The sequence below is a fragment of the Demequina sediminicola genome, assembly GCF_000975055.1.
Taxonomy (GTDB): Bacteria; Actinomycetota; Actinomycetes; order Actinomycetales; family Demequinaceae; genus Demequina; species Demequina sediminicola.
Genome location: NZ_BBRB01000001.1, coordinates 920877 through 944348, shown reverse-complemented (window position 1 = coordinate 944348; position 23472 = coordinate 920877). Strand labels below are relative to the sequence as shown.

Sequence of the window (23472 nt, the reverse complement as noted above, 5' to 3'; positions counted from 1 at the left end):
CTCTGGGGGCAGCAACGTCAGGGGCACACCCCCGCGTACCCGACATCCGCATCGGCCCGGCAGCCTGACCCGAGGCCGGTGCGTAGAGCGCTATCGTGGCGCCATACGGACCATCCCGACGCAGAGGAGGACCGATGGCGAAACCCCACGTCATCGCGCTCGTTGAAGACCACGCGCTCATCTCGCTGGGCTTCGGTGACCTCATTGCAAAGACAGATGACATCACCTTGCGGGCGTGTGTGGAGTCCGTCGCTACTCTCCCTGACGAACACCTCGATCTGGTGGTCCTCGATCTCAGGCTTGCGGACGGCTCGCAGCCATCGGACAACGTTGCCGCTGTGCTCGACCGCGGTGTACCCGTACTGATCTATACCGGGGCCGAAGATCGAGACCTCATCCAATCGGCCGCCCGCTCCGGCGCCGCTGGACTGGTACGCAAGTCCGCTCCCCCCGAGGAACTCCTCGAAGCGATCCGCACCGCAGCAAGCGGCGGCGCGGTCTTCACGACGGACTGGGCTGCCGCAATCGATGCGGACCGGGACCTGCCCGATGCCGGTCTCAGCGACCGCGAATCTGAGGTCCTCGCCATGTACGCGGCCGGGGAAACGGCGCAAACAGTGGCACGCCACCTGGGCATCTCACGCAACACCGTAAGCGACTACGTCCTAAGGATCCGACGCAAGTACTCGATGGTGGGACGAGACGCCACCACACGCGTGGACCTCTACAGACGGGCCATTGAAGACGGCCTGATCTAATGGCGACGTCCGGCGAGCATGCCGCTCGCGAGCGCGTCCAACGCATGCTGTACTTCGCATCCGGCATTGGCGCACTTGTCTTTGGCTATCTCCTCGTCCCCGGCAGCTCCGGGATCGCGAGCTCCTACGACCAGATTGCCCCGTGGTACTGGTGGTTTGCCATGGCCGTTGCTGTGGCGGTCCCCGCATCGTTCATCCTCATCGCCTTCCTCCTTCCATTGCGCGTCCTGCACGCGATCGCCTTGTTCTGCGTGGGTGGATTTTTGGTCGCGGAGTTGCTGTGGGTGCCAGCCATGCATGACCTCACACTCGACGAGAACGGGACGCCGTGGCTGCATGGCATCAATGCGCTGCCGTCAACCCTTGCGGGGGTGGTGATTCGCTCGCGTGCAGCCTGGGTAGTGCCGGTCTCGCAACTGTTCCTGGTGCCGATTGGGCAGCTTTCGGCATCGAACATCGACGTGACTGATGCCGTGCTCAACGGGTGCGGCGCCATCATCTTCTGCTCAATTCTCACCGCCATGGCGAGCGCCGTCGTTGGCGCTGGCGGGCAACTTGACCGCACCACTGCCGAGGCGAAGTCACTCGCGGCCGCAGATGCGACAGCGCGCGCTCGCGAGCGAGAGCACGCCCGCATCAATGCGATCGTCCACGATGACGTCATGTCGGTGCTCTTGACGGCCGGCCGCAGTGGTGTGACGGACGAGGTCCGTACCCAGGCGCGCAACGCGCAACAGTCGATTCGCACCATGGCGGACACGGACGGCCCCACCACCCGGACATACACACCAGAGCAGTTTCAGGCCGCCATACGAGCCACGACGGCCGATGCCGGCATGGCTGTCGACGTGACACTGCCCGCAACCTCGGGTCGTGATGTCCCCGGCGCAGTGGTCGAGGCGGTCTCGGAAGCGGTCGCTGAGGCGCTACGCAACTGTGGACGACATGCGGGCGAGGGAGCACGCGTCACAGTCGAATCATCCGTGACCGACTCGGGCGTGGTGGTGGAGGTCATGGACGACGGGCAAGGCTTTGACCCCAAGGCCACCGACCCAGGCAGGCTCGGCATTGCGGTCTCCATTGGGGAGCGCATGCAGCAGCTCCCGGGCGGGTCCTCACGCGTCGAGTCCAGGCCCGGCGCAGGCACCACCGTCACCTTGGGTTGGGTGCACCCATGAACCGCATCTCCACCATCACTCCCGCCGATCTGCTGCCTGTCAGTGGCAAACCCGCACGCGCCCTGCTGGTGCTGTTCGCCGTCACCAACCTGGCCTTCGCGTGGGGCACACTCGATGATGTCCAACGTCCCTGGCAAGCATTCGTGGCGGTCGTCATCATTTCTGGCGCGGGGTTCTGGGTGACACGCTCGCGTCCATACCCCTTCCCGCTCGCCGACTCCTTCGTCACGCTCGCACTGTTGGGCGCTGGGGCTCTTGCAGCCTTTACCAACCTCGACGGACCCGCCGATGCGAGCCGGGCCAGCTGGCACATCGGTTCCGTTACGTGGGTGTTGTTCCTGCTCGCAGTCCGCGGGCGCATCGGATACGCGTGGCTTGGGATGGCCCTACTCATTGTTCACACGATGGGCTGGGAGATCCGCACCGGAGATACGGCCCTCGCCGCACTGGGGACACTCGACACACACATCGGCATCCTGGTGGTCGGCACTCTCTTTGCACTGGCCCTACGGCGCTCAGGACGAGACATCGCACAGGTGAATGCCCGAGCCATGGACGTTGCTACCAGCACTGCGATCACCGGTGCTGCTGCAGAGATTCGCCGTACTCGAGTCAAAGAGCTCACCGCCTTTGTGATGCCGTTGCTGGACCGCGTGGCGTCCCCTGAACCACTCACCGAGGATGAACGAGGAGTCATCAGCCGGGCCGAGGCCCAGTTGCGTGACGGCGTTCGCGGCAGGGCTGTCGCGCTTCCCGATGTGGTCGAAGCGACCGACAAGGCACGCGCACGAGGTGTCCACATTGCGTTGCTGGACGACCGCGGGACACCGATCTCGGACGGCCACGTGCTCGAACGCATCGTGACCAGTGCCGTGAACGTCATCGATGCCGCGCAGGGTGGCACCGTGACGATTCGACTCCTGCCGCCAGGCCGCACCGCCGTGCTGACGATCACTGCCGTCGACGGTGACAACGTCACCCGAGTCTCGCTGGACGCGCAAGGCGAACCACTCGACCGGTAGCGGGACCACACACAAGCGCGTCGGACTCACCACCCGACGCCCGGGTACCAAGTCCACACAGACACAGCAAACGGCGCCCGCTCCCATCAGAGAGCGAGCGCCGTTGAGCTCTCTAGCGGAAGTGCGTTACTTCTGGATTGCCTTCGCCTTGAGTGCGTCGAACTCTTCCTGAGTGATGGCACCCGAGTCCAGCAGCTCCTTCGCTGCCTTGATCTCACTTGCACCGCCAGCCTCAGACATCAGACCCTTGGTGTACTCCACCTGAGCCTTGTGCACCTGAGCAGCCTGATCAGCGTCGCGCTTGGCCATGCCCTTGCCGCGAGCGATGAGGTAGACCAGTGCACCCAGCACCGGCAGGAAGATGACGAACAGCACCCAGAGGGTCTTTCCAAAGCCGCCCAAGTCGTGGTCACGGAAAATGTCCATCAGGATGCGGATGATGACGACAAAGAACGCCACCATGACGAAGATCCACAGCGTGAACAGCAGGATCGACAGGAAGTCAGCAAAGAAATCCACGGAAAACTCCTCGAGCAAAATGAAGATAGTTATGCCGCGGTCGCGACAACAAACCCACCTTATCCTGCTGGCGCCCCGAGAACTAGCCGACGCAGCGTAGTAAGCGGCACCATCCCATAGCCGAGCACAGTGTCGTGGAAGCCCTTGATGTCAAAGCCCTCCCGAGCCTCGGCTTCGCGCCGGATGGCCTGAATTTCCCGGCGGCCAACCATGTACGACAACGCCTGTCCCGGCAGACCGATGTACCGGTCCACTTCTTGAGTGATCTGGTCCACACTCATGGGGCAGTGTGCCGCCATGTAGTCGATCGCGTCCTGACGACTCCAGCCCAACGCGTGCATGCCGGTGTCGACAACCAAACGGCAAGCCCGCAGCGAATCCGCGGCCAGCATTCCCACACGCGCAAGGTCAGAACTGTAGAGGCCCATCTCATCCGCGAGACGCTCGGTGTACAGTCCCCAACCCTCGAGATAGGCCGTCACACCCAGGTGCTTCACCACGGGGTGCAGGTCCTGCGACTCCTCGTGCAACGCGAACTGCAGGTGGTGGCCAGGGATGGCCTCGTGAAACGCGATCGCTTCAAGTTCATACGTTGACCACGCCGCAGGGTTACCGGCATTGAAAAAGAACTCACCCGGCTTGCCCGTCTCAAGAGACGGAGCCGAATAGAACGCAGTGGGCCCAGATTCTGTGGCATGAGCCACGCACTCGGAGGTCGGTAGCGTCCCAAACCACTCCGGGGCTGCCAGGTTGGCACGGTCCAATGCCGCCATCGCGTCAGCAACAATGTCCTCGCCTGAGGAATAGTGCATCGAAGTGTCGTCACGGAGCAGGCGGTAGATCGTTGCAATGTCGTCAGTGCCCAATAGCGGCCCGGCAACCTTGAGGTACTCCGCTTCAAGCTCTTCGATCACCGCCAAGCCCAGGTCGTGGACCTCCTGCGCTGTCATCGGCAACGTCGTATGCCCCTGCACCAATGCTTCGTAGTGCGCGGCGCCGCCTTCGAGGTGCACCAAACCCGGCTCGGAATCATCTCGACCACGTCGTGCGACGTCCACCAAGGCATCGGCCGTCCGCTGCAAAGCCGGCACCACATCGCCGGACACGACAGCCCTCACACGCTCCTGCCACGCCTGAGAGTCCGACGACTCGGCTGGCGGGTTCTGCGCCAACAACGGTGCGGGGTCTGCGGCCAGATCCGCCATCCCCTGCGCACTTTGGCGCAGATGCGAAGCCAACGCCACACGCCCCGACAATGCCGCAACCTGAACTGCGGCTGCCATGTCATCCAGCATCGCTGGCAACGCAGCCAGCTTGGCAACGTAACGCTCACCATCAGCATCGGTGGTCAACGGGAAACGCCCCAAGAACACCTGCGCCAGAGGCATCACACCCATGTGCGGGTTGACTGCCTCCAACTCGCTGAACCACGTCAAACTCACGGCACGCTGAGTTGCCGTATGCACCAGCGAGTCACGCAACGACACCTCGCGAGGGTCAGACTCATCGATCTCCAGCGCCGCCGCACGTGCGGCAAAGTCGCGCAAGGCGTCTTGTTGCTCGTGAATGCCCGCTGGGGAGAGGTCCTCCCAACGCTCAAGGGCGTCAAGAGAACCGCTCCACAGCAGCCGGAGTACGTCGGCTTCCTGTCGAAAGGCGAAGTACTCGTCGGCAAGTGCTTTCAACTCAGTCATTCTCCGACTGTAACCCGGCGGCGGCTACCGGCCACCACGAGTCCGCCACCAGCGATCAGCAGGCCAAGCGCGAGCAGCACACCCGGGAGGGGGTCAGCGCCTGTGTGGGCGAGGACCTGGGCCGGCGGCACACGGTTGCCATCGCTGGGGTGGGCGGTGACATCGGTGGTGACACTGGGGGTTGAAGGGACCGATGTGGTGGTGCTAGGCGTCGAGGGCGTCCGCAGTGCGGGGACCAACGGGGGTGTGGCTACCGGAGTTGGGGTCGGCACTTGGTTCGGCACCTGGTGAGGCGAGTTCACGGCAGTAGGAGCGGGAACCAGAGCCGTCGGGTTCTCCAGCCCCACCGCGACGGTACCGTCGGTACCTGCGACCTGAGCTGCACGCTGTGCGACCTGCTGTACGTGTGCACCGGAGTACACCGGGTCAGTGAAGTAGACACCGTCGACGGGTGACTCGTGCTCGCTCAGCGTGACGTGTGCACCTGCGGGGATCCGGGCAATCGTTGCGCCCGTGCCGTCTGCCACGTCGACGTGACCCGACTTGGTGGCGCCACCATCGGTCCAGGACCAGTCAACGGTGAACGGGGTGTCGCCCACCAAAGCCTCGCCGGCGCCAGTGACGTCCTTGCTGAGGTGCAGCGACCACATCGGCGTTCCGGCAGCACCGCCACCAGCCGATGCGGTGTACGTCACTGTGCGAGTTGCCGTGTGGGAATCCACGTGCACTGAGTTGCTGTACTTCTCACCGGTGAAGGCGTCCCGCGGGTAGGCCGTGCTGTAGGTCAGCACATACTGGCCTCCATCGACTCGGCACGACGTGTCGTTGATCGTCACTTGGAGCAGGTGGCGTTGGGCGTCCGATGCGGCGGCCGACCAGGTCGAGTCGTCGATGCTGTGAGAGTTCCCCATGACCTTGCACTGCAAAGCCACCGAGTCAGCGTCGAGGGTCAAGCGGTCCGAGTATGAATCCTTGATCACGACAGCGCCGCTAGGGACGCTCGATGCGTCGACCTTGACCGTCCACGTAGCGCTGCGGTGATCGTTGTCACCGGCTACTGACTTGGTCAGCGGGGCCGGGGCGTTCCAGTCGCGGTGAGCAGTTGCTGTGCCTACCCCTGGGACGGTGGCAGTGTTCTTGACGGTCACGGACCCAGTGGCGCTCGCGGGCAGTTGCGTCCAGTACTTGACGATGTACGTTCCATCGCATGTGCCATTGATGTGCACGTGCATTCCGGAGTTCCCGGTCCGCGACACTTGGCCGCGTGGGACCTGAGAGACCGCACCCGAGTCAGCGGCCTTGCACTGCACCTGAGGTGTTCCCTGCAAGGTGATGTCACTGCTGTCGACACCCGTGGCTGTCCACACGTCATTCACGGTGACGTCGCCCGAGCCTGCGGGAGTGCTGACCTGCCAGTGGATACGGCGGCGGTCGGTGTCTGTGCTGAGGGCCCGCTTTACTACGTGAGTGCTGGGCACATATGCGTGGCGGCTGGAGTGGTGGGCGGGAGCCTTGGGTGCCAGGGTGACTGGCACAGTGTGCGAAGCACCGGTGGCGTCCAGGATCTCGACCTCAGTGACCTCGGTGGAGGTGTGCGCCGTGACCTTCATCCAGATGTCGCCGTGGACGTGCTGGTGGGTTCCGACATAGTCGCCGTCGACACAATCGATTCCGTCGTTGGAAACGGTGCAGATGCCGACCTCGTCGCCCTGTGAGTCGAGCAAGGAGAAGGGGGGCAGTGGGTGGCTGCTGAGCTGAGCGGGAAGAGTGATTCCGAAGTGGCTTCCGGGAGCGACGTTGCTGGGGAGTGACCAGGTGGCCTTCAGCATGACCTGATCGCCATCGGTGATGTGGGTGGAGTCAAGGACGATGCCGGTGATCGCATCGACGATGTTCGTGGAGTCGGTGGGTGCTGGAGCGGGGGCTGGGGCTGGGTTTGAGGAGTCGTCCGCTATGGGTGGAGGAGTGGGTGTTGCTGTGGGGGTGGAGATCACTGCGGGGTCAGCAGTTGGCGTCTCGCTCGGGGCCACAGTCGGGTCTGGGCTGGGGACCGCGGTGGCGGTGGGTTCCGCATCGGTGTCTGCGGTGTCATCGGCGGGGTTCTGAACATCGGTGACGGCTGCGATATCGGCATCGCTAGCGGCGTATGCCGGCACCGCGAATGCGCCGAGGAGAACTGCCGCTACGGCCAGGGCGGCGATGACGCCGAGTGCACGGAGGACAAGAGCGGGGAGGAGGTGGTGCGAGGACGGGGACAAGTGGTACATGACAACGCTCCAGTTTCACTGGGTCGGGAACCGGGCCCGCTGGAGACTATGTGCTCATATCGATGGTGTTCTCGCCTCGTGGCAGAGACACCGGCCGGTCATATCTTTGTGACCACTTCCACACTCTCACTGTGATGCGCGTCACACCAAGGACCATGGTCCCGAAACGTTTCGAATCTGGTCGGATACCGCCGCTTGCGTCGCCACATCCGGCCCCGATGGCGGCGCCGCCGCAGGGAGACCTACCACCCCACCCACCACGCAAAGAACCCCCGCCGCAATCGCGACGGGGGTTCTATCTGCGCGCCCGGAGGGATTCGAACCCCCAACCTTCTGATCCGTAGTCAGATGCTCTATCCGTTGAGCTACGGGCGCATGACCCTGCTGGGCCGAGACACCACTATACAGGTTTCAGAGCGGTCCTCAGAACACTCGTCCACCGGAGACCCCGCCAACCCAACAGGGCTGGAATGACGGGGCGTCCATGGGCGGAGACGGTGGGATTCGAACCCACGGATGGGTTACCCCATCACATCCTTAGCAGGGATGCACTTTCGGCCGCTCAGTCACGTCTCCATGAGTGGTGCCTCCACAGGGTACCGGTCGCAGGGCTCACTGAGCAAAGCGGACACGAAACAACAGCCCACGGTGCCGGCTCGCGCCCCACGTGCAGCCAGAAACACGAAAGCCCCTCCCACAGGAGGGGCCTCGCGACGTGGTGCGTCACACCTGACCCACTCACTTCCGCGGAGAGTGTGGGATTCGAACCCACGGAGACGCTAAAACGCCTCAACGGTTTTCAAGACCGTCACCTTCGGCCACTCGGTCAACTCTCCAATGCCAGAACTCACGCCCTAGCGGTGCCATTGTGCCAGCCCGGAGGCATACCTGGCGAAACGACAGTCAATTCATAGATCAAAGCCACCGTCGCAAGGTCTGCATCATAGGTGGCGATGCGGTCAATATGCGGGTTCGCTACCGCCGCACCCAGGTGTAACGCAGCAAACGGCCGCAATACCGAAGACGCATGTGTGGAGATCCCCACATTCTGATCTGAGAACCTCAGCACGGGAACCTTCTGGCGAATCTGCTCCACCACCTCGAAGGCGCGGCCCTTTTCCTCGCGGGGATACAGTTCCGCAGTCTGACGGACCTCCGTCAACCCCAACTGAGTAGTCGCGACCTGATCGAGTCGCGGCAACACCCACTCAGCAAACTCGTCAAAGTACCGCACGCCCGGCAAAAACCGGCATAGCGCAGAACCGTCGAGATAGATCACCTTGCAAGGATAGCCCTGTCGGATATGCCGATGCGCACGCGCCATTGCGCACGCACCGGCCGCCTATGGTCAGCTCTTGCTGAGCTGCCGCATCGCGAGTTGCACCACTGCGATCAAGGCCTGCTTCGTTGCAGACTTCTCACGAGCATCGGTGTACATAATGGGAACTTCGTCAGGAATGCCAAGAGCCTCGCGCACGTCCTCCAACTTGTGGCGAGCAACGCCATCGAAGCAGTTCACGCAGACGATGAACGGCACACCGCGACCCTCGAAGTAGTCGACAGCAGGGAAGCACTGTTCGAGGCGCTCAGTGTCGACCAACACCACAGCACCAATGGCACCACGCACGAGGTCATCCCACATGAACAGGAAGCGGTCCTGGCCGGGGGTTCCGAACAGGTACAGCCACAGTGAACCCGGCAGCGCGATGCGGCCAAAGTCCATGGCGACCGTCGTGGTCGTTTTGCGATCACTCACGCCACCGGCATCGTCGACGCCAATGGACTTCTCCGTCATTGCCGCCTCAGTGTTGAGGGGGTCAATGTCAGAGATAGATCCGATAAAGGTCGTCTTGCCTACCGCGAAACCGCCGGCAATGACGATCTTGACAACGGTAGGGGCCACGTGCGGAGCGCTGGGCGCCACGGCGGCGTCAGAGGGCTGCGATGCCATCAAGGACACTCTCCAGAAGACTGAGCGACAGACCACCGGACTCGTCGTGAGTTGACTTGTCGTCCGCGGTGCCGCCTGTGTGAATCACAAGGTATTGGTCGGTAGAAAGATCCGTCACCAAGACGCGCACCACACCCAGCGGGAGCCGGGTGTGAGCAGAGAGCTCAGCGATGGATTGATATTGACCCGCAGCAAGCTGCAGGATCGTTTTCTTTTCGGGGGTCAGGCCCCTCAAAGTCTGTACATTTGAGCGCGCTTCGACCAGGGCCTCCATAGGAAGGTCCTTGCTTGCAGCGCTGACCCGCCCACCGGTCACGGCATACGGCCGGACCGTGTAGGCCTCTTCTTCGTAAGAGTGGTCAGTCATGGGGGTTCTCCCTAGGCGCGCATCTCGCCATCAGTGGGCAGGTTCTGCCGCATTTCGGTGATGAGCTGCGGCGTGAGCGCGTTCTCAGTACGCGACACCAGCAGCGTCATCTCGTAACCCACGAGGCCCACATCACAGGTCGAGTCAGCGGCAACCGCCAACACCGATCCGTTGGAGACACTCATGAGGAACAAGAAGAGTTCGTCCATCTCAATGATCGACTGGCGCACCTCACCGGCACGGAGCTGGCGGGCAGCACCGCGGGTCAGGCTAGCCATGCCAGACACCACAGCGGCGAGCGTGTCGCCACCCGTGCGGTCCAGGTTCTTCGACATAGCCATCAACAGGCCGTCGGCGCTGACGACGAGCGTGTGGCGGGTCCCCGGAACCGTCTGGACGAAGTTGTCCAAGAGCCATCCGAAGTTTGTGGCCTCAGTACTCAACTCGGTCACTGGTCCTCCTTGAGGTTGCTGCTCCCCTGAGGAAGCACGTGTAGGTATGTGTCATTGTGCATGAGCATTTACTCCCGACCCTGCTGATCGGCATTTCCCTGCTCCAAAGCTTCAACGTCTGAGCGGGCGCGCTGAGTGCCAGAGTAGAAGGAACTGAATCGACTGCGAACCGCATCAGCATCCCGCTCCGCAGGCTGCACCTGCGCAGAAGGCTCCTGATCCAGCGGCTTGACCTCCACAGGAGGCGCATCCGTTCCGCGGCGCTTCTGCAGTCCCGCACGCGTCTTCTCAACCTTAGGCCGCTCGGAGGCCAAGGATGAAAGTTCTGAGAACACAGCACTCGTCATGTCCGGTTCGTCGTCAGGCAACGGCTCGGGCTGGATGATGGGCTGGTATTCACCGGTCCGCTCGGGAGCGGCCGCCTGAATCGCACTCTGGCCAGCAGTTTCCCAGCCAGTCGGGCGAGCAAGATCGTCCGGCGTGAACGCCGTCTGGCGCTGAGCATTCCACTCGTGCTCTGGTTCAAATTCCTGCGCCGCGGGGGCAAAGGACTGCGGAGCTGGAGTGAACGGCTCAGGGGCGGCGGCAGGCTGTGCCGGCGCGGGCTCTTCAGCGACGGGCTGCTGCGCTACCGGCTCGAACGCCATCGGAGCGGCAGCGGGTGCGGCCTGCTGTGGCGCCCAACCATCGTTACTCTGCGGCGCTTGCGTTGCGGGAGCCGGCTCTGGCTCAGGCTCCGCCTGAGGCTTGAATGCGCTGTCCGGCAGGAACGATGCTCGAGCCGGGGCCGCGTTTTCAGGCTCGGCAAAGGGCGCGCTCGGAGCGGACGGTGCAGACTCTGATGAGTGAGGCGCGGGGGCAACCGGGTTGAAAGACACGCCGCTCGTCGACGCCGCATGCGGCGCCGATGACGGAGCTGGCGTCTCGACCTCATCACGGTGTCCCCGACCAAAGAGCCGCGAGAAGAATCCGGGCTTGTGGTCATCTTCAACGGCGCTCTGAATCAGGGCGTCAAGTTGCGGTGAGTCCGCAGATGCTGCCGAGACTGGCTCCGGCTGTGATGCGACCGGGGCGGTCGCCCACGGGCTTGCCGCTGCCGGTGCGCTCTCGAACTGAGGTGCCGCGCTGTCGTAGTCGTTGTTGCTGTAGCCAGCGTTGCTGTGCGGGCTCGGTGCATCGTCCACCGGTGCAGAGTTGTTCCACGGCTGTGCGGCGAACGGGGTTTCCACCGCGGGCTCGTCGGCGGGAGCACCAAAGTGCGGTGCTCCACCGTCGTTGTATCCCGCGTACTGCGGCTGTTCGTCGACGTGCTGGACCTCGGGCTGTTCCTCCGCAAACGGCTGCTGCGGTGCAGAGTCGCCTGAGGCGGGCTGAGCCGACGGGCCGCCGAAGACGGGCGCAAACGGGTTCTCGCTGGGACGGAACGGAGTCTGAGTCACAGGTGCTTCGTCGAACTGTTCTGAAGCGGAGTCCTCGTCATCCTCCAATGAAGGAATCAGGAATGGCTCATCAGGCGAGTTGATCACACCTGGCTCAGCGGCCGGAACCTGCTCCTCGATCTCCGGGGCGTTCGCCACAAACTCTGGAGCGCTGGGAGTTGCCTCAGGCGCACGAGCAGCATGGACGGTAGGCGCTGAAAGTGCAGCAGGTGCCTCTCGGGACGCTGCCGCGGCCTCAGGCTGCTCAGACTCGTCGTCCGACAAGAAGGCCGGCATGTACGGCGCGCTCTCATCAGCCAGGTCAATGGGCTCGGACGCCGCGGCCGGAGCGGAGTGTGCGCTGGGTGCCGAGTATGCCGACGGCGCGGAGTACACGGAGGGCCCGGACAGTGTCGACACGGCGGACTGCACCGAGTCGAACTTAGGCATCCGGAACCCTGCAACACCGGCCTCGTTGTCAGGCTCGAGTTCGTAACGCGGAGCAGGCTCTGGCTCCGCGGCTGCTGGAGTCGCGGGCGCTTCGGGAGCAGACCCCTGTTCGGGCACGCTCGGGACCGATTCACCGGCATCGGCGCCTACGGCACTCTGTGAGGATTCCGGCGCGCGGTCACGTGCACCGAAGAACGCCGCGGTACCAAACGCGGCAGCACCGGCCGCACCAGCCAATGCTGGGCCGCCAAGGCCACCGTCATGCTCGGGAGCCGGTGCAGCGGCACTCGGAGCCTCGAACGTCTGCTCGTCCACATGCTGGGAGTCATCGGATTTCTGTGCGTCATCAAACTCTGGCGATGAGGGAGCAAAGCCGGGGATCTCGACAGAATCAGGTGACTGCGCACGGGAACGCGTGGGCAGTGCTGATGCCTGCTGTTGCTGCTCTTCGTTCTCGCGGCGTGAACGGAATCCACGGAACATCGACGCGCGCTCATCAACCGACTGAGGCGAGATCTCGCCTGCAGCGACCGCAGGGGCGAACGCGTTGTTCGATTCGGCCGCAAGAGCGGAGAGCTGTTCCGGAGTTGCTCGGGCCGGCAGACCCACCACGCTCTTGCGTTCGCGTTCGGCATCGGCTGCAGAAACATCGGGACGCCGGCGACGAGCAGGAAGGCCACCCTCAGTGGCGCCGTCTGTGAGCGCCTCAGGGTTGGTGGCCTCAGCAAACGGGGCGTCAGCAGCATCAGCTGCAATCAGCGCATCAATGGAGTTGCTATCCGCGGTTACGGGCGTGCCGCGGCCAGGCAAAGCACCTTCAGCGGGACGGTCCTCGCCACGGCCGGAGAGGCTTACACCGGGCTCCACAGCGGCCGGAGCATACGTACCACCGATAGCTGCCGGAGCTGCCTGGGCAGAGGGCGCCGCCATCGACTGAGGCTCGGTAGCGGTGGGCGCACTCATACCGCCGTCGAAGGCGTTGTCGCTCGATGCCTCCGCGAACAGCGTCGCCGGCAGCAAGACGGTCGCGACAGTTCCCTGACCCTCGCGGGATGCAATGGACACGGTCGCACCCACTCGGCGAGCAATACGGCCGACCACGAACAGACCCAGGCGCTGAGCACCCAGGATCTCCGATGCGGCGGTCGAGTCGACACGTGCGTTGGCATCGGCCGTCTCCGACTCGGTCATACCAATACCGTTGTCGATGATCTCTACCGAGAAGTCATCGCCACGGCGCATGGTGCGCACGGTGACGGGGGAGCCGGGGTCCGAGAACACCGTGGCGTTCTCCAGCAACTCAGCGAAGAGGTGAGCAGTGGTCAACGCTGCGTGACCCAACATTGCGGGGTCCTCGTGCAGGTCAAGTTCCACACGCTCGTACAGCTCGATCTCCGACGACGCGGTACGCACCACGTCGGACAGCGGCATGGGGCGACGGAGGCGACGACCGGTGTCGATACCGGCAAGCACCAGGAGCGACTCCGAGTTACGACGCATCCGGGTTGCCAGGTGGTCAAGCGCGAAGAGCTTGGTGAGCGTGTCTGGATCGTCCTCGGTGCGCTCCATGTCATCGATCGAGGACAGCTGGCGGTTGAGCAGCACCTGGTCACGACGGGCGACGTTGACGAACATCTCGGAGATCGAGCCACGCAGAGCGGCCTGCTCGGCTGCGATGCTCAGCGTGGTCGCGTTGACCTCGTTGAACGACTCTGCCAGGCGGCCGATCTCGTCCTTCGACTCCACCGGGATCTGCACTTCGGAGACATCGACTTCTTCACCAGGGATAGCGACGCGCTCCACCAGACGTGGAAGCTCTGTCTTCACGGCGTCGGCCGTCGTGGTCAGGCGGCGAAGCGGGCCAACAATACGGCGAGCGATCAGGAGTGCGAGCACGAGGGACAGCACGATGACCGCGATAGCGACCAGGGCGGTCACAATCGTCTGCACCAACGCTCCCTGACGGGCTGATGCGGCCTCATCCTCGACGTAGTTCCACATCTGGGTCATCTGACCCTCGTAGACCGCGAGCTCCGCGTCCACCTGAGCCGGCCAGTCAGCGTCACGCTGACCAATCAGCGATGCGTCCAAACCAGTCAGTACCTGGGTTCGGACTGACACAAACGAGTCAGCGGTGCCGTCATTGTCCGCGGCCGATGCCCCGTAGCCGGGGACCTCAGGTGCGCCGGGGATGGATTCGGACGAGGCCTGAGCAGCGGCAAGCGCCAGGTCGGTGCGGGTCGTCATGGTACGTGCCTGGGCTTCTTCACCAGGGGCGAAGGTACCGGCACGGATCAGAGACTGGGTGATAGTTTCCTCGTACTTCATCGCCTCCACGAGGGAGTCGAGGTTTCCAAAGCCCTGCAGACCCTGGACCAGGTCCGGGTCACCCATGGTGACAGCCACCACAGACGAGCTTCGCACCGTCGCGTCGATGACGCTGGTGTAGAAGTTGGTAATCACGGCGAGGTTGGCGGTTGCGCTCGCCACACCGCTACGGATCTGAGGCAGCGACTCGAGGGCTGTCTCGGCCTCAGCCAAGATCTCAATGGCACCGTCGTTATCCGCGTTGACCTGAAGGAAGTCAGTCGAAAGATCGAGGTTCGCCACAGACGCATTGGTGGCAGCCGCTGCAGTTTGATAGTCCTCTTGGTAGGTCCGTGGCTCGGTGAAGAGGGCCATCGCGAGGGTCGACTCGTTGTTCAAACGGAAGGCCAGGGCGGCCAGCGGAACATCAAGGCCGTAGGAATCAGGAAGCGTGTCAGCGAGGTCGTCAACGGCCGATGCCGCGTTCTCGTAGCTCGTCTGCATCGCTGCAGTGTCCTCTTCTGACGGGAACACTACCCAGCCGCCGGATTCCTCCGTGGGCACACCGATGGTGACGGCGCGCGCGGACTGCATGTAACTGCCACCGGGGCTACGGCCAATCGCGGCATCGAGCGTCGCGCGGACGTCCTCAGGGCTCGGACCTTCATACTCGCCGAACTCGTCCTCGGGGATCTCAGCAATGCCAGCATCGATGTCGACCAGCGCGGCGTCCGTGCTTTCCTCGGCAGCCTCCCGCTTGTCCTGGCCATCCTGAACGGAGCTCACAAAGTTAGTGGCTTCCCAACGTTCATCCTGGAAATCGGACTGCGCCGTCTGAATGTCAGCAAGAACATCCAGCACGCGCTCAGCGTCACTGGCTTCAGATGATGACTGTGCGGCCTGGGCCACAATGAAACCGGCAGCAAGGACCAGCACCAGAATAGGCACGGCAACAACCGCGAGCACTTTGCCGCGAATACCCAGTCTGTCGAGCATAAATCCTCACCCTCACGAGCCATCGTCATTTGCTGAAGCAAACGGCCAGAACGACGTCGCTGCCGTTCCAGCTCTCCTCGTTATCGGCGCGTCCGCCAAGAACCTTGAAGAACTCCATGCTCATCTATGCTGTGACACGTTATAACGGTACGCAGGCGACACGAAGCCTAAGGGACTCGATGTGATTATTTCCACTCCGACCGTAGGAACGCAAAAGCCGAGTCTGATTGTGGATAACGCCCCCGATCCGGCTGTGGCAGACCATGACATCCTGATCAGCGTCGAAGGTGCCGGTATCAACCGTGCCGACCTCCTTCAAGTCGCAGGCCACTACCCCTCACCACCCGGGACACCTTCCTGGCCTGGCCTCGAGGTGAGCGGCACGGTCGTGGAGGTGGGCTCCAACGTAAGCCGGCATCGGCCCGGCGACCGTGTCATGGCGTTGCTGGCAGGCGGCGGCTACGCCGAACGCGCCTCCGTCCACGAGGATCTTGCGCTCCCGGTGCCCGAGGGCCTCACCATGAGCGAGGCTGCAGGATTCATGGAAGCCGCATGCACCGTGTGGTCCAACTTTGATGCGGCCGATGCCGTGGCCGGGCAAACATTGGTGGTCCACGGAGGATCCGGAGGAGTGGGGTCGTTCGCAATTCAATGGGCTCACGCGATGGGGATGCGAGTCCTCGCGACGGCCGGAGGCCCGGAACGGGCGGCACGGTGTGAGGCGCTGGGGGCCGATGCCGCGTGGGACTATCGCGACGGCAACTTCAGCGAAGCGGTGCGAGACCTTGGCGGAGCGGATGTGATTCTTGACGTCGTGGGGGCGGCGTACCTGGCAGACAACCTCGCGGCTTTGCGGACTGAGGGCACTCTGGTGGTCATTGGGATGCAGAAGGGATCGCGCGCCGAACTGGATTTGGGTGTCCTGTTGACCAAGCGTGCCCGGATTGTCGGAACAACGCTACGAGCCCGGCCTCATGAGCAGAAGGCAGCGATCGTGGCTGGCGTCGCGCGCGACATCATTCCACTGGTTCCTGACGCCGTACGTCCGGTCATCCACGGCAGCTACCCCTTGGCGGAGGCCCAGGCGGCGCACGACGCACTGCGCGCCGGTGGGGTTTTTGGCAAACTCATTCTGTCCCCGTCCTGAGCCTCTACCGACCCACCAGACACGCCAAATGGCTCCATTTCGCTGTTTTGAGCGCTCAAGACAGCGAAATGGAGCCATTTGGCGAGAAGATTAGGCGAGGTTGCCCGCCACGAGTGAGGCAGCAAGGGACGGCGTCACCGGCAGGCGAGGGATGAGAGTCGCCTGCAGCGCGTGATAAAGGTCGATCTTTCCCGGCCACACAGTCCCCGCCACCGCGAGCTGGGCGTCCAACTCGTGCCACCAAGAACCACCCTCAAGGTCAAGATGGTGGTCCCCCACGAAGTCCCACCACTCCTGATAGTGCTCGGCATAGACCGGTCGCTTAGTCGCCCGCCACAGCACGGCAGCGGCAGCGATGGCCTCCGCACTCACCCAATGCATGCGTTCCCGCACCACAGGCTGGCCTTCCCAGTTCACCGTGTACACAAAGCCCCGCTGCCCATCAACGTTCCAGCCATCACGAGCAGACGCGTCATACAGTTCCGTCGCACTCGACATCAACCACTCCGGCGCGCCAAGCCCACGCTGTTGCAGCGCAAGAGACAGTTGCACCGTCAGACGCGACCACTCGAACCCGTGGCCGATAGTCGCACCAAAGGGGCGGAACGGATGCTTGGGATCGTCCTCGTTGTAACTCAGCACAGGAGTCCAGTCCGCCTCGAAGTGCTCCGGCAGTCGCCACCCATGCGAGGGCGCAAACCGATCCATCACGCGCTCAGTAATGCGCAGCGCGCGGTCCAGCCACCTGCGCTCCCCCGTGGCGTCGGCAGCCGCAAGGAACGCCTCCACCATGTGCATCGTGGAGTTGAGCCCGCGATAATCCTCGGAATGTGACCAATCGCGATTGAAATCCTCACGGGTCATACCCGCCTCGTCATCCCAAAAATGGGTGTCGATGACCGCGAGCGCCTCCTCAAGCAACTCCTCCGCTTCTGGGCGGCCGGCCGCAAGGGCGGATGTCGCGGCCAGCACCACGAACGCATGGGCGTACGCCTGCTTGGAATCATTCGTGGGCCCGTCCGCACCCACAGCGGCATACCAGCCGCCGTGTTCGTCGTCCCGCAAACGCCCACGCAATGCATCAATGCCGTGGTCCACCAAAGCGGCAGAACCCGGATGCCCCATCAGCGTCGCAAGGGAGTAGCAGTGCGTCATGCGGCCGGTGATCCACAGTTCAGCCTCGGCATCTTCTGGCAACACGCCATCGGCGTCGAGTCCCCCAAAACCACCGCGGGGATGCCGGCTCGCACGCCCAAACTGCAGCAAGCGTGCACTCTCTGATTCGAGCCAGCGAAAATGGGAGGGCGTCGTCAACCACGTCATAGCGTCACCCTAGTGACGGCGCACGCCACCGGCCAGCCTCACGCGCTCAGGGACCTAGAGGACAGCCAAACGCTCAGGGTCGATGAGTTGCTCAAGGACCTGCAGCAACCCGTTCTCCTCGACCGAGCCGACCACGTCATCCGCCGCCTCCATGACCTGGCGCGGTGCGCTACCCATCGCCGCGGAGTATCCCGCCCAACGGAGCATGTCAATGTCGTTATTGCCATCGCCCACAGCAACCGTATGGTCGGGATAGACACCGAGTTTGCGGCGGAGCGCTTCAAGGGCCGATGCCTTGGTCACCCCAGGTGGCGTCAAGTCCAGCCACGCGGAGTAACCGACGGCATAGGTCACGTCATTCAGGCCGATGCGGTGAACGAGATCATCGAAGTGGCTGACATCGGCACCGGGGGCACGAATAACGACGCGGGTTGCTTCCTCGTGGGAGAGCTCGTCGAAGTTGTCGACGACGCGCTGGCGTCCCGTTAGCTCACCCATCGGGAACTCGCGGCTCACGCGGAAGCCGACGCCCAGATCCTCCACGGCAAAGAAGGCGTCAGGCATTTCCTTGCGGATGAGTTCGAGGGCGGCACGAGGGTTGAACGTGACGGTCTCAACGATGTCGTACCCGCCCGGGGTCGCAGGGTTTAAGCGGATCGTGACCGCACCGTTGGAACACACTGCCCAGCCGCGACGGATCCCCAACTGCTCTGCGACGGGAAGGGTGGCAACAATGTTGCGTCCCGTGGCCAAGATCACGTGATTGCGGCACATGCGGACCTGTTCGACAGCCCGCACAATCGCCGGAGTGATCTCACCACCCCAGTGCATCAGGGTTCCGTCAATGTCGAGACCGAGCAGTCGCCAAGTGTCGGGTCCAAGGGGTGGGTTCATGTCTTCCGGGGCCGGACTCATGCCTTGAGCCTACGACGGCCAGGTGACACGACGGTAAAACGGGACCCTGCGCGCGTCGCACGTCGCCGGGGACAGGCAGGCGTTGCCTAGGCGACAGGAACTGCTCGGGAGGCGACCGCGTCCAGCACTGCGACCACACCATCATCGGCCAGTGACCCGGTCACGTGCGTCGCGGCATCGCGCACTTCCTGTGCCGCCTGCCCCATCGCCACGCCATGCGCCGCCCATGCGAACATCGGCAGATCATTATGGCCGTCACCCACAGCGACAGTGTTGCCACGCGGTACCCCGTAGCGAAGCCGCAACTCCTCGAGCCCAGCGGCCTTGTCCACACCAGCCGGTGACACATCAAGCCAACCAGCACCCAAGTCGTCAAAAGCGTGACAACTCAGCCCCAGGTGTTCCACCGCCCGCAACAAATCTTCACCGCTGACCTCCGTGCTGCTGGCCATCAACTGTGTGGTGGCCGCGGCATCGGCATCCGTCATGTCGCCCACCAGGCGCCCAAAAACGGTGCCCTGCGGATGGTGAACCCCCACCGCATGACCTGCGTCACGATGCTCCACCGAGTAGCGCACCTCAGGAAAGCGCTCCACAAGTGCTGCAATCACGGGGCGGGCATCAAACGTGCGCCGAGCCGTCACCGTGAAGTCCTCAGCACCCGGGCCCACGTGCACCGTGACCGCCCCCTGAGAACACAACATGTCGAGGTCACCCCACCCCTGCTGGCGAGCAATCGATACTGCGGAATCCGTTTGGCGACCGGTCGCAAAAACAAGATGCGCGCCGCTCGCACGGACCCTGTCAATCGCATCCTGCACCGCGGCAGTCACCACTCCGAGCGTGCGGCTGCCGTCAACGGTGTCCTGCGAAGAACACGTCTCATCAATATCGAGCGCCACCAACACCGGTGCATTCGGGTCAAGGGTGAACTGCAACGAAACTCCAGAAGCGTCTGTCGTCACGCCTACTTCACCGGCGTCAGCACGTCGCGGCCGCCCAGATAGGGGCGCAAGATCTCCGGAACGTACACCGAACCATCGGCCTGCTGGTGATTCTCCAGCAACGCCACCAACCAGCGCGTCGTACCAATGGTGCCGTTGACGGTTGCCACAGGCGCGGTGCCCTTCTCGACCCGCTCACGGATCGCGAGGCGACGCGCCTGATAGGTGGTGCAGTTCGACGTAGACGTGACCTCCATCCAACGCTCCTGGCTTGGCAGCCATGCCTCACAGTCGAACTTACGAGCCGCACTCGAACCCAAGTCACCGGCCGCGGTGTCGATCACTCGGTACGGCAGTTCGAGCGCTTGCAGCATCTCTTCCTCAATGGCGAGAAAGCGCTCGTGCTCAGCCGCGGCATCGGCTGCCGTCACATACGTGAACATCTCCACCTTGTGGAACTGGTGCACACGGATAATCCCGCGAGTATCCCGGCCAGCCGAACCGGCCTCACGGCGATAGCACGCGCTCCACCCGGCATAACGGCGCGGCCCATCGCTCAAGTCCAGAATCTCGTCGCTGTGATAGCCCGCGAGCGCCACCTCCGACGTCCCCACCAGGTACAGCTCGTCACGTTCCAAGAAGTAAATTTCCTCAGCGTGATTGCCCAGGAAGCCAGTGCCCGCCATCGTCTCTGGGCGGACCAGCGTGGGCGTAATCATGGGGCTAAAGCCACGCTCCGTCGCAAGATTCATGGCGGCGTTGAGGATCGCCAACTCCAACTGAGCACCAATGCCCGTCAGAAAGTAGAAGCGCGCGCCCGACACCTTCGCGCCGCGCTCCATATCAATAGCCTTCAAACCCTCACCAATGGCGAGGTGGTCGTGAACCTCAATACCCTCAGCCGCAAAATCCCGAGGCGCACCCTCGTGACGCAACACTGCGAAGTTCTCCTCGCCTCCCGAAGGAACCCCCGGCTCCGGAATGTTGCCCAACGACCGAGCGAGCTCCACCGCACGCGTCGCCGCAGCATCGGCCGTTGCCTGCAGACTCTTCACCTCCGCAGCCAACTCCTTGGTGTGAGCGAGCAACGCCTGCTTCTCATCGCCCTGCGCCTGCGCGACCTGTTTGCCGAGCGCCTTCTGCTCCGCGCGCTTTGCCTCAAACTCCGTCAGCGCGGCACGGCCCTCAGCATCAGCGGCCAACACCTGATCCACCACAGCAGGATCATCACCACGGGCGCGCTGGCTAGCACGGACGGTCTCAGGTTCGGCGCGCAAGAGCTTCAGGTCGATCATGTCCGCGAGTCTAACGTCCTGAAGGTCTGTAGGCTCCTGACATGGTCTGGCCTATGGCACTCGGAGGAGCGGCGCTGGTGATCGCGATAATCGCGCTCACCCTCGTCGTCAGTGTCGTACGCCGCGTCGGTGCCCGTGATCCATTGTCGGTGCCCATCTTTTGGCGCCGATTCCTCCGTATCAAACCCATCTCCAGCGCCACAGCAGACCGCGCCGGCAAACTCGAAGGCCGCGAACGCCAAATTATCGCCTTCGTCGCCAACCCGTCCAAATCCGGGGTGCCAGAAATGCGCGAGCGAGCAATCCAGGCCTGCTCAGCGCGTTACCTACCCGAACCGCTGTGGTTCGAAACCACCATCGATGACCCCGGAACCGGGCAGGCACGTGAAGCTCTCGCTCAGGGAGCCGATGTCGTGGTCGCCGTCGGCGGCGACGGAACCGTGCGTGCCGTGGCGGATGCGCTCGTAGATAGCGACGCGTCAATGGGAGTTATTCCCATAGGGACGGGGAACCTGTTTGCCCGCAACCTGGACATGCCGTTGAACGACGTCGGCACCCAGTTGCGGATCATCCTCGAAGGCAACACGCAGGCCGTCGACGTGGGCTTCATGGACATCGAACGTGCCTACCCAGGCCACGGTGAAGACGGCACACACTTGTTCCTCGTGATGGCTGGAATTGGCTTCGATGCTGAGATGGTCGCTGGCACAGATGCCACCCTGAAGAAGCGCGTGGGATGGTTCGCGTACTTCTTTGCCGCGATCGAACATCTGGGAGACAAGCGCATCACCGCGACGGTGGCCGTTGACAAGGGAGAGCCTTCAACAACGGAAATGCGCACCGTCCTCATGGCGAATGCGGGACGACTCCCCGGCGGCTTGCAGCTGATTCCCGATGCGTCGATCACCGATGGGCAACTCGACATCGCGACGTTGGATGCGCGCGGCGGTCTAGTGGGATGGACCGAGTTGTTTGGCTCTGTGGTGGCGCAGGGCGCGGGCATTCGCCAGCGTCAGGCGCTGCGTGCGTGGCGAACGTCGCGGATTGACCACGTGCGTGGCGTAGAGGTCTCCGTGGAGATGGCGCAGCCGCAGCGTGTCCAGGTTGACGGTGAGTCGCTGGGGCGTGCGATCCGTTTGCGTGGCTGGGTGAAGCCCGGCGCGTTGAAGATCCGCGTCGCCCGCGACTAAGCCCTCACCCTCCCCACCCTTCCCCCCACCCTCCCTGCGAAATGGCTCCATTTCGCTGTTTTGCGGCACCAAGACGCGCATTTTCAGCCACTCCAGGGGATCTCTGCACCGGCAGCTCCACCAGCATCGGCCCTATCCGTGGCCGTCCGCCGCGCCACCGCAAGCCTCACCTGCCGACGACACCACCCAGGCCGTCCAGCAATGTCCTCCCAGGTAAGACGGACCGTCACATAGCCCGCGCCCGCAAGGAGCGCATCACGCTCAAGGTCTCGACGGCGCCGCAGGTCATCTGAGTGATAGCGAGCCCCATCAAACTCAACTGCAACGCGAGCCGCGCGCAGGAGCATGTCCACTACAAACGTGCGCCCACCAGCAGACACCGGAGCCTGAACCTCCCAACGATCCCACTCGTCCCCCGTGAAAACCTCTGTCATTGCGCGGTACTCCAGCATCGACGTGACACCGCGTGACGCGAGCGAGCACGCACTTTCAAGATCCGTACGGTTGGGGATCCGGGGATGAAAACCCGTCCGACGCGCAACATCGGCCGGGCGCACCACCTCCGAACGAAACGCATCACACGCGAACCCAATGCGTTCATGGGGCTGAGTCCACTGCCACGCGAGGATCAGCGCATCCGCGGAATTCACTACCGGCACCCCCTCGATATGAGTTGCCGCCATCTCAATGTCCGTGCGCCGCAGCTTCAACAGGGGAGGTGCCGGCGTGCGCACAGCGCGCGGAACGATGGCGTGGAGCTGGGCTGGATGCTCATCTCGCCACCCTGCGCACCAGAGCGCCGCTCGACCGGCAACCGCTCCGCCCTGGGGCAGCCACTGGGCGGCCACGGAGAGTCTGCATCGCATGGTCTGCTCCGCGTCGCGGTGGGCAAACAGCCCGGGACCGACGCGGACCACATCACCCGACTGCAGGGCCGACGTAAGTGTGGCACTGGACCAGCGTTCCTCAACGTGGCGGCGCGGATGTGCCACACCTGACTCCGCGAGCGCGGCGACAAGTGCGTAGACGGCGAATGCTGGGCGTGGGGTCATGGTGGCGACCGTAGGTGCGGTTCAGATCCAGCCGAAGAGTCTCATGGCGAGATGTCGGTAACGCGTGGACGGGCTGGGACCTGGGGACGGCCTCAAGCGCGATGACGCGGAACGAGCGCAGACTGTCTTGCGCGGATTGCGTTGTCCAGGTTGTCTGTCAGGGCTGGCTGTCAGGGCTGTCTGTCGGGCCATTGCGTAGGGCCGATGCCCCGCTCACCTGGAGTGGC

The 23472-nt window shown here is 63.5% G+C and carries 18 protein-coding genes and 3 tRNA genes; 5 read left to right on the top strand and 16 right to left on the bottom strand.

Features of this window, described 5'->3' with window-relative positions:
* The first annotated feature begins 134 nt into the window (after positions 1-134).
* The 3 genes from AOP79_RS04350 to AOP79_RS04340 are packed head-to-tail and all read left to right on the top strand — an operon-like array spanning position 135 to position 2958.
* Positions 135-758 (top strand): response regulator transcription factor, encoded by a 624-nt coding sequence (locus AOP79_RS04350; protein WP_062070743.1) that lies wholly within the window; start codon positions 135-137, stop codon positions 756-758.
* Positions 758-1936 carry a sensor histidine kinase gene (locus tag AOP79_RS04345; protein ID WP_062070741.1) on the top strand — a complete coding sequence of 393 codons (1179 nt, stop codon included), beginning with the start codon at positions 758-760 and terminating at the stop codon, positions 1934-1936. Before AOP79_RS04350 ends, AOP79_RS04345 begins: the two co-directional genes overlap by 1 nt.
* On the top strand, positions 1933-2958 hold the full coding sequence (locus tag AOP79_RS04340) for a DUF8320 family protein (RefSeq protein WP_062070739.1): 1026 nt from the start codon (positions 1933-1935) through the stop codon (positions 2956-2958). Before AOP79_RS04345 ends, AOP79_RS04340 begins: the two co-directional genes overlap by 4 nt.
* Before the next feature lie 126 nt (positions 2959-3084).
* Here AOP79_RS04340 and AOP79_RS04335 read toward each other — a convergent pair whose 3' ends face one another.
* The 11 genes from AOP79_RS04335 to AOP79_RS04285 form a co-directional block, all read right to left on the bottom strand.
* On the bottom strand, positions 3085-3477 hold the full coding sequence (locus AOP79_RS04335) for an SHOCT domain-containing protein (RefSeq protein ID WP_236683208.1): 393 nt from the start codon (positions 3475-3477) through the stop codon (positions 3085-3087).
* Between the two features lie 59 nt (positions 3478-3536).
* A complete protein-coding gene (locus tag AOP79_RS04330; protein ID WP_062070737.1) occupies positions 3537-5171 on the bottom strand; it encodes a DUF885 domain-containing protein in 1635 nt (544 codons plus the stop codon).
* Positions 5168-7438: a DUF5979 domain-containing protein gene (locus tag AOP79_RS04325; protein ID WP_062070735.1), complete on the bottom strand. Its 2271-nt coding sequence runs from the start codon at positions 7436-7438 to the stop codon at positions 5168-5170. The genes AOP79_RS04330 and AOP79_RS04325 overlap by 4 nt, the downstream gene beginning before the upstream one ends.
* Positions 7439-7740: 302 nt before the next feature.
* Positions 7741-7813, bottom strand: a tRNA-Arg gene (locus AOP79_RS04320).
* 114 nt (positions 7814-7927) lie between these two features.
* Positions 7928-8014 (bottom strand) — tRNA-Ser (locus tag AOP79_RS04315).
* 171 nt (positions 8015-8185) lie between these two features.
* A tRNA-Ser gene (locus tag AOP79_RS04310) sits at positions 8186-8274 on the bottom strand.
* 11 nt (positions 8275-8285) lie between these two features.
* Positions 8286-8717 (bottom strand): PIN domain-containing protein, encoded by a 432-nt coding sequence (locus tag AOP79_RS04305; RefSeq protein ID WP_152647997.1) that lies wholly within the window; start codon positions 8715-8717, stop codon positions 8286-8288.
* A gap of 69 nt (positions 8718-8786) precedes the next feature.
* Positions 8787-9389: a GTP-binding protein gene (locus AOP79_RS04300; protein ID WP_062070731.1), complete on the bottom strand. Its 603-nt coding sequence runs from the start codon at positions 9387-9389 to the stop codon at positions 8787-8789.
* Positions 9370-9756, bottom strand: a complete 387-nt coding sequence (locus AOP79_RS04295) for a DUF742 domain-containing protein (protein WP_062070729.1) — start codon at positions 9754-9756, stop codon at positions 9370-9372. Before AOP79_RS04295 ends, AOP79_RS04300 begins: the two co-directional genes overlap by 20 nt.
* Positions 9757-9767: 11 nt before the next feature.
* Positions 9768-10208: a roadblock/LC7 domain-containing protein gene (locus AOP79_RS04290; RefSeq protein WP_062070727.1), complete on the bottom strand. Its 441-nt coding sequence runs from the start codon at positions 10206-10208 to the stop codon at positions 9768-9770.
* Between the two features lie 68 nt (positions 10209-10276).
* On the bottom strand, positions 10277-15379 hold the full coding sequence (locus tag AOP79_RS04285; protein ID WP_062070725.1) for a HAMP domain-containing sensor histidine kinase: 5103 nt from the start codon (positions 15377-15379) through the stop codon (positions 10277-10279).
* A 181-nt stretch (positions 15380-15560) separates the two neighbouring features.
* Between AOP79_RS04285 and AOP79_RS04280 the strand changes: the two genes are divergently transcribed.
* Complete coding sequence (locus tag AOP79_RS04280) at positions 15561-16526, top strand: NAD(P)H-quinone oxidoreductase (protein WP_236683207.1); 966 nt, start codon at positions 15561-15563, stop codon at positions 16524-16526.
* Positions 16527-16616: 90 nt separating this feature from the next.
* Here the strand turns inward: AOP79_RS04280 and AOP79_RS04275 are convergent, their stop codons facing one another.
* From AOP79_RS04275 to serS, 4 genes are all read right to left on the bottom strand, one after another.
* On the bottom strand, positions 16617-17849 hold the full coding sequence (locus AOP79_RS04275; RefSeq protein WP_062070723.1) for an AGE family epimerase/isomerase: 1233 nt from the start codon (positions 17847-17849) through the stop codon (positions 16617-16619).
* A gap of 54 nt (positions 17850-17903) precedes the next feature.
* Entirely contained in the window at positions 17904-18764 is an 861-nt protein-coding gene (locus AOP79_RS04270) for an HAD family hydrolase (RefSeq protein ID WP_236683206.1), read from the bottom strand.
* Between the two features lie 86 nt (positions 18765-18850).
* On the bottom strand, positions 18851-19729 hold the full coding sequence (locus AOP79_RS04265) for an HAD family hydrolase (RefSeq protein WP_062070719.1): 879 nt from the start codon (positions 19727-19729) through the stop codon (positions 18851-18853).
* 2 nt (positions 19730-19731) lie between these two features.
* The gene (gene serS / locus AOP79_RS04260) at positions 19732-21003 is read right to left on the bottom strand and encodes a serine--tRNA ligase (protein WP_062070717.1); all 1272 of its coding nucleotides are present in this window, start codon (positions 21001-21003) and stop codon (positions 19732-19734) included.
* 41 nt (positions 21004-21044) lie between these two features.
* Here serS and AOP79_RS04255 point away from each other — a divergent pair, with 41 nt between their 5' ends.
* A complete protein-coding gene (locus AOP79_RS04255; RefSeq protein ID WP_082093337.1) occupies positions 21045-22193 on the top strand; it encodes a diacylglycerol/lipid kinase family protein in 1149 nt (382 codons plus the stop codon).
* An 83-nt stretch (positions 22194-22276) separates the two neighbouring features.
* Here the strand turns inward: AOP79_RS04255 and AOP79_RS04250 are convergent, their stop codons facing one another.
* Entirely contained in the window at positions 22277-23245 is a 969-nt protein-coding gene (locus AOP79_RS04250; protein WP_062070713.1) for a DUF559 domain-containing protein, read from the bottom strand.
* Between the last annotated feature and the right edge of the window lie 227 nt (positions 23246-23472).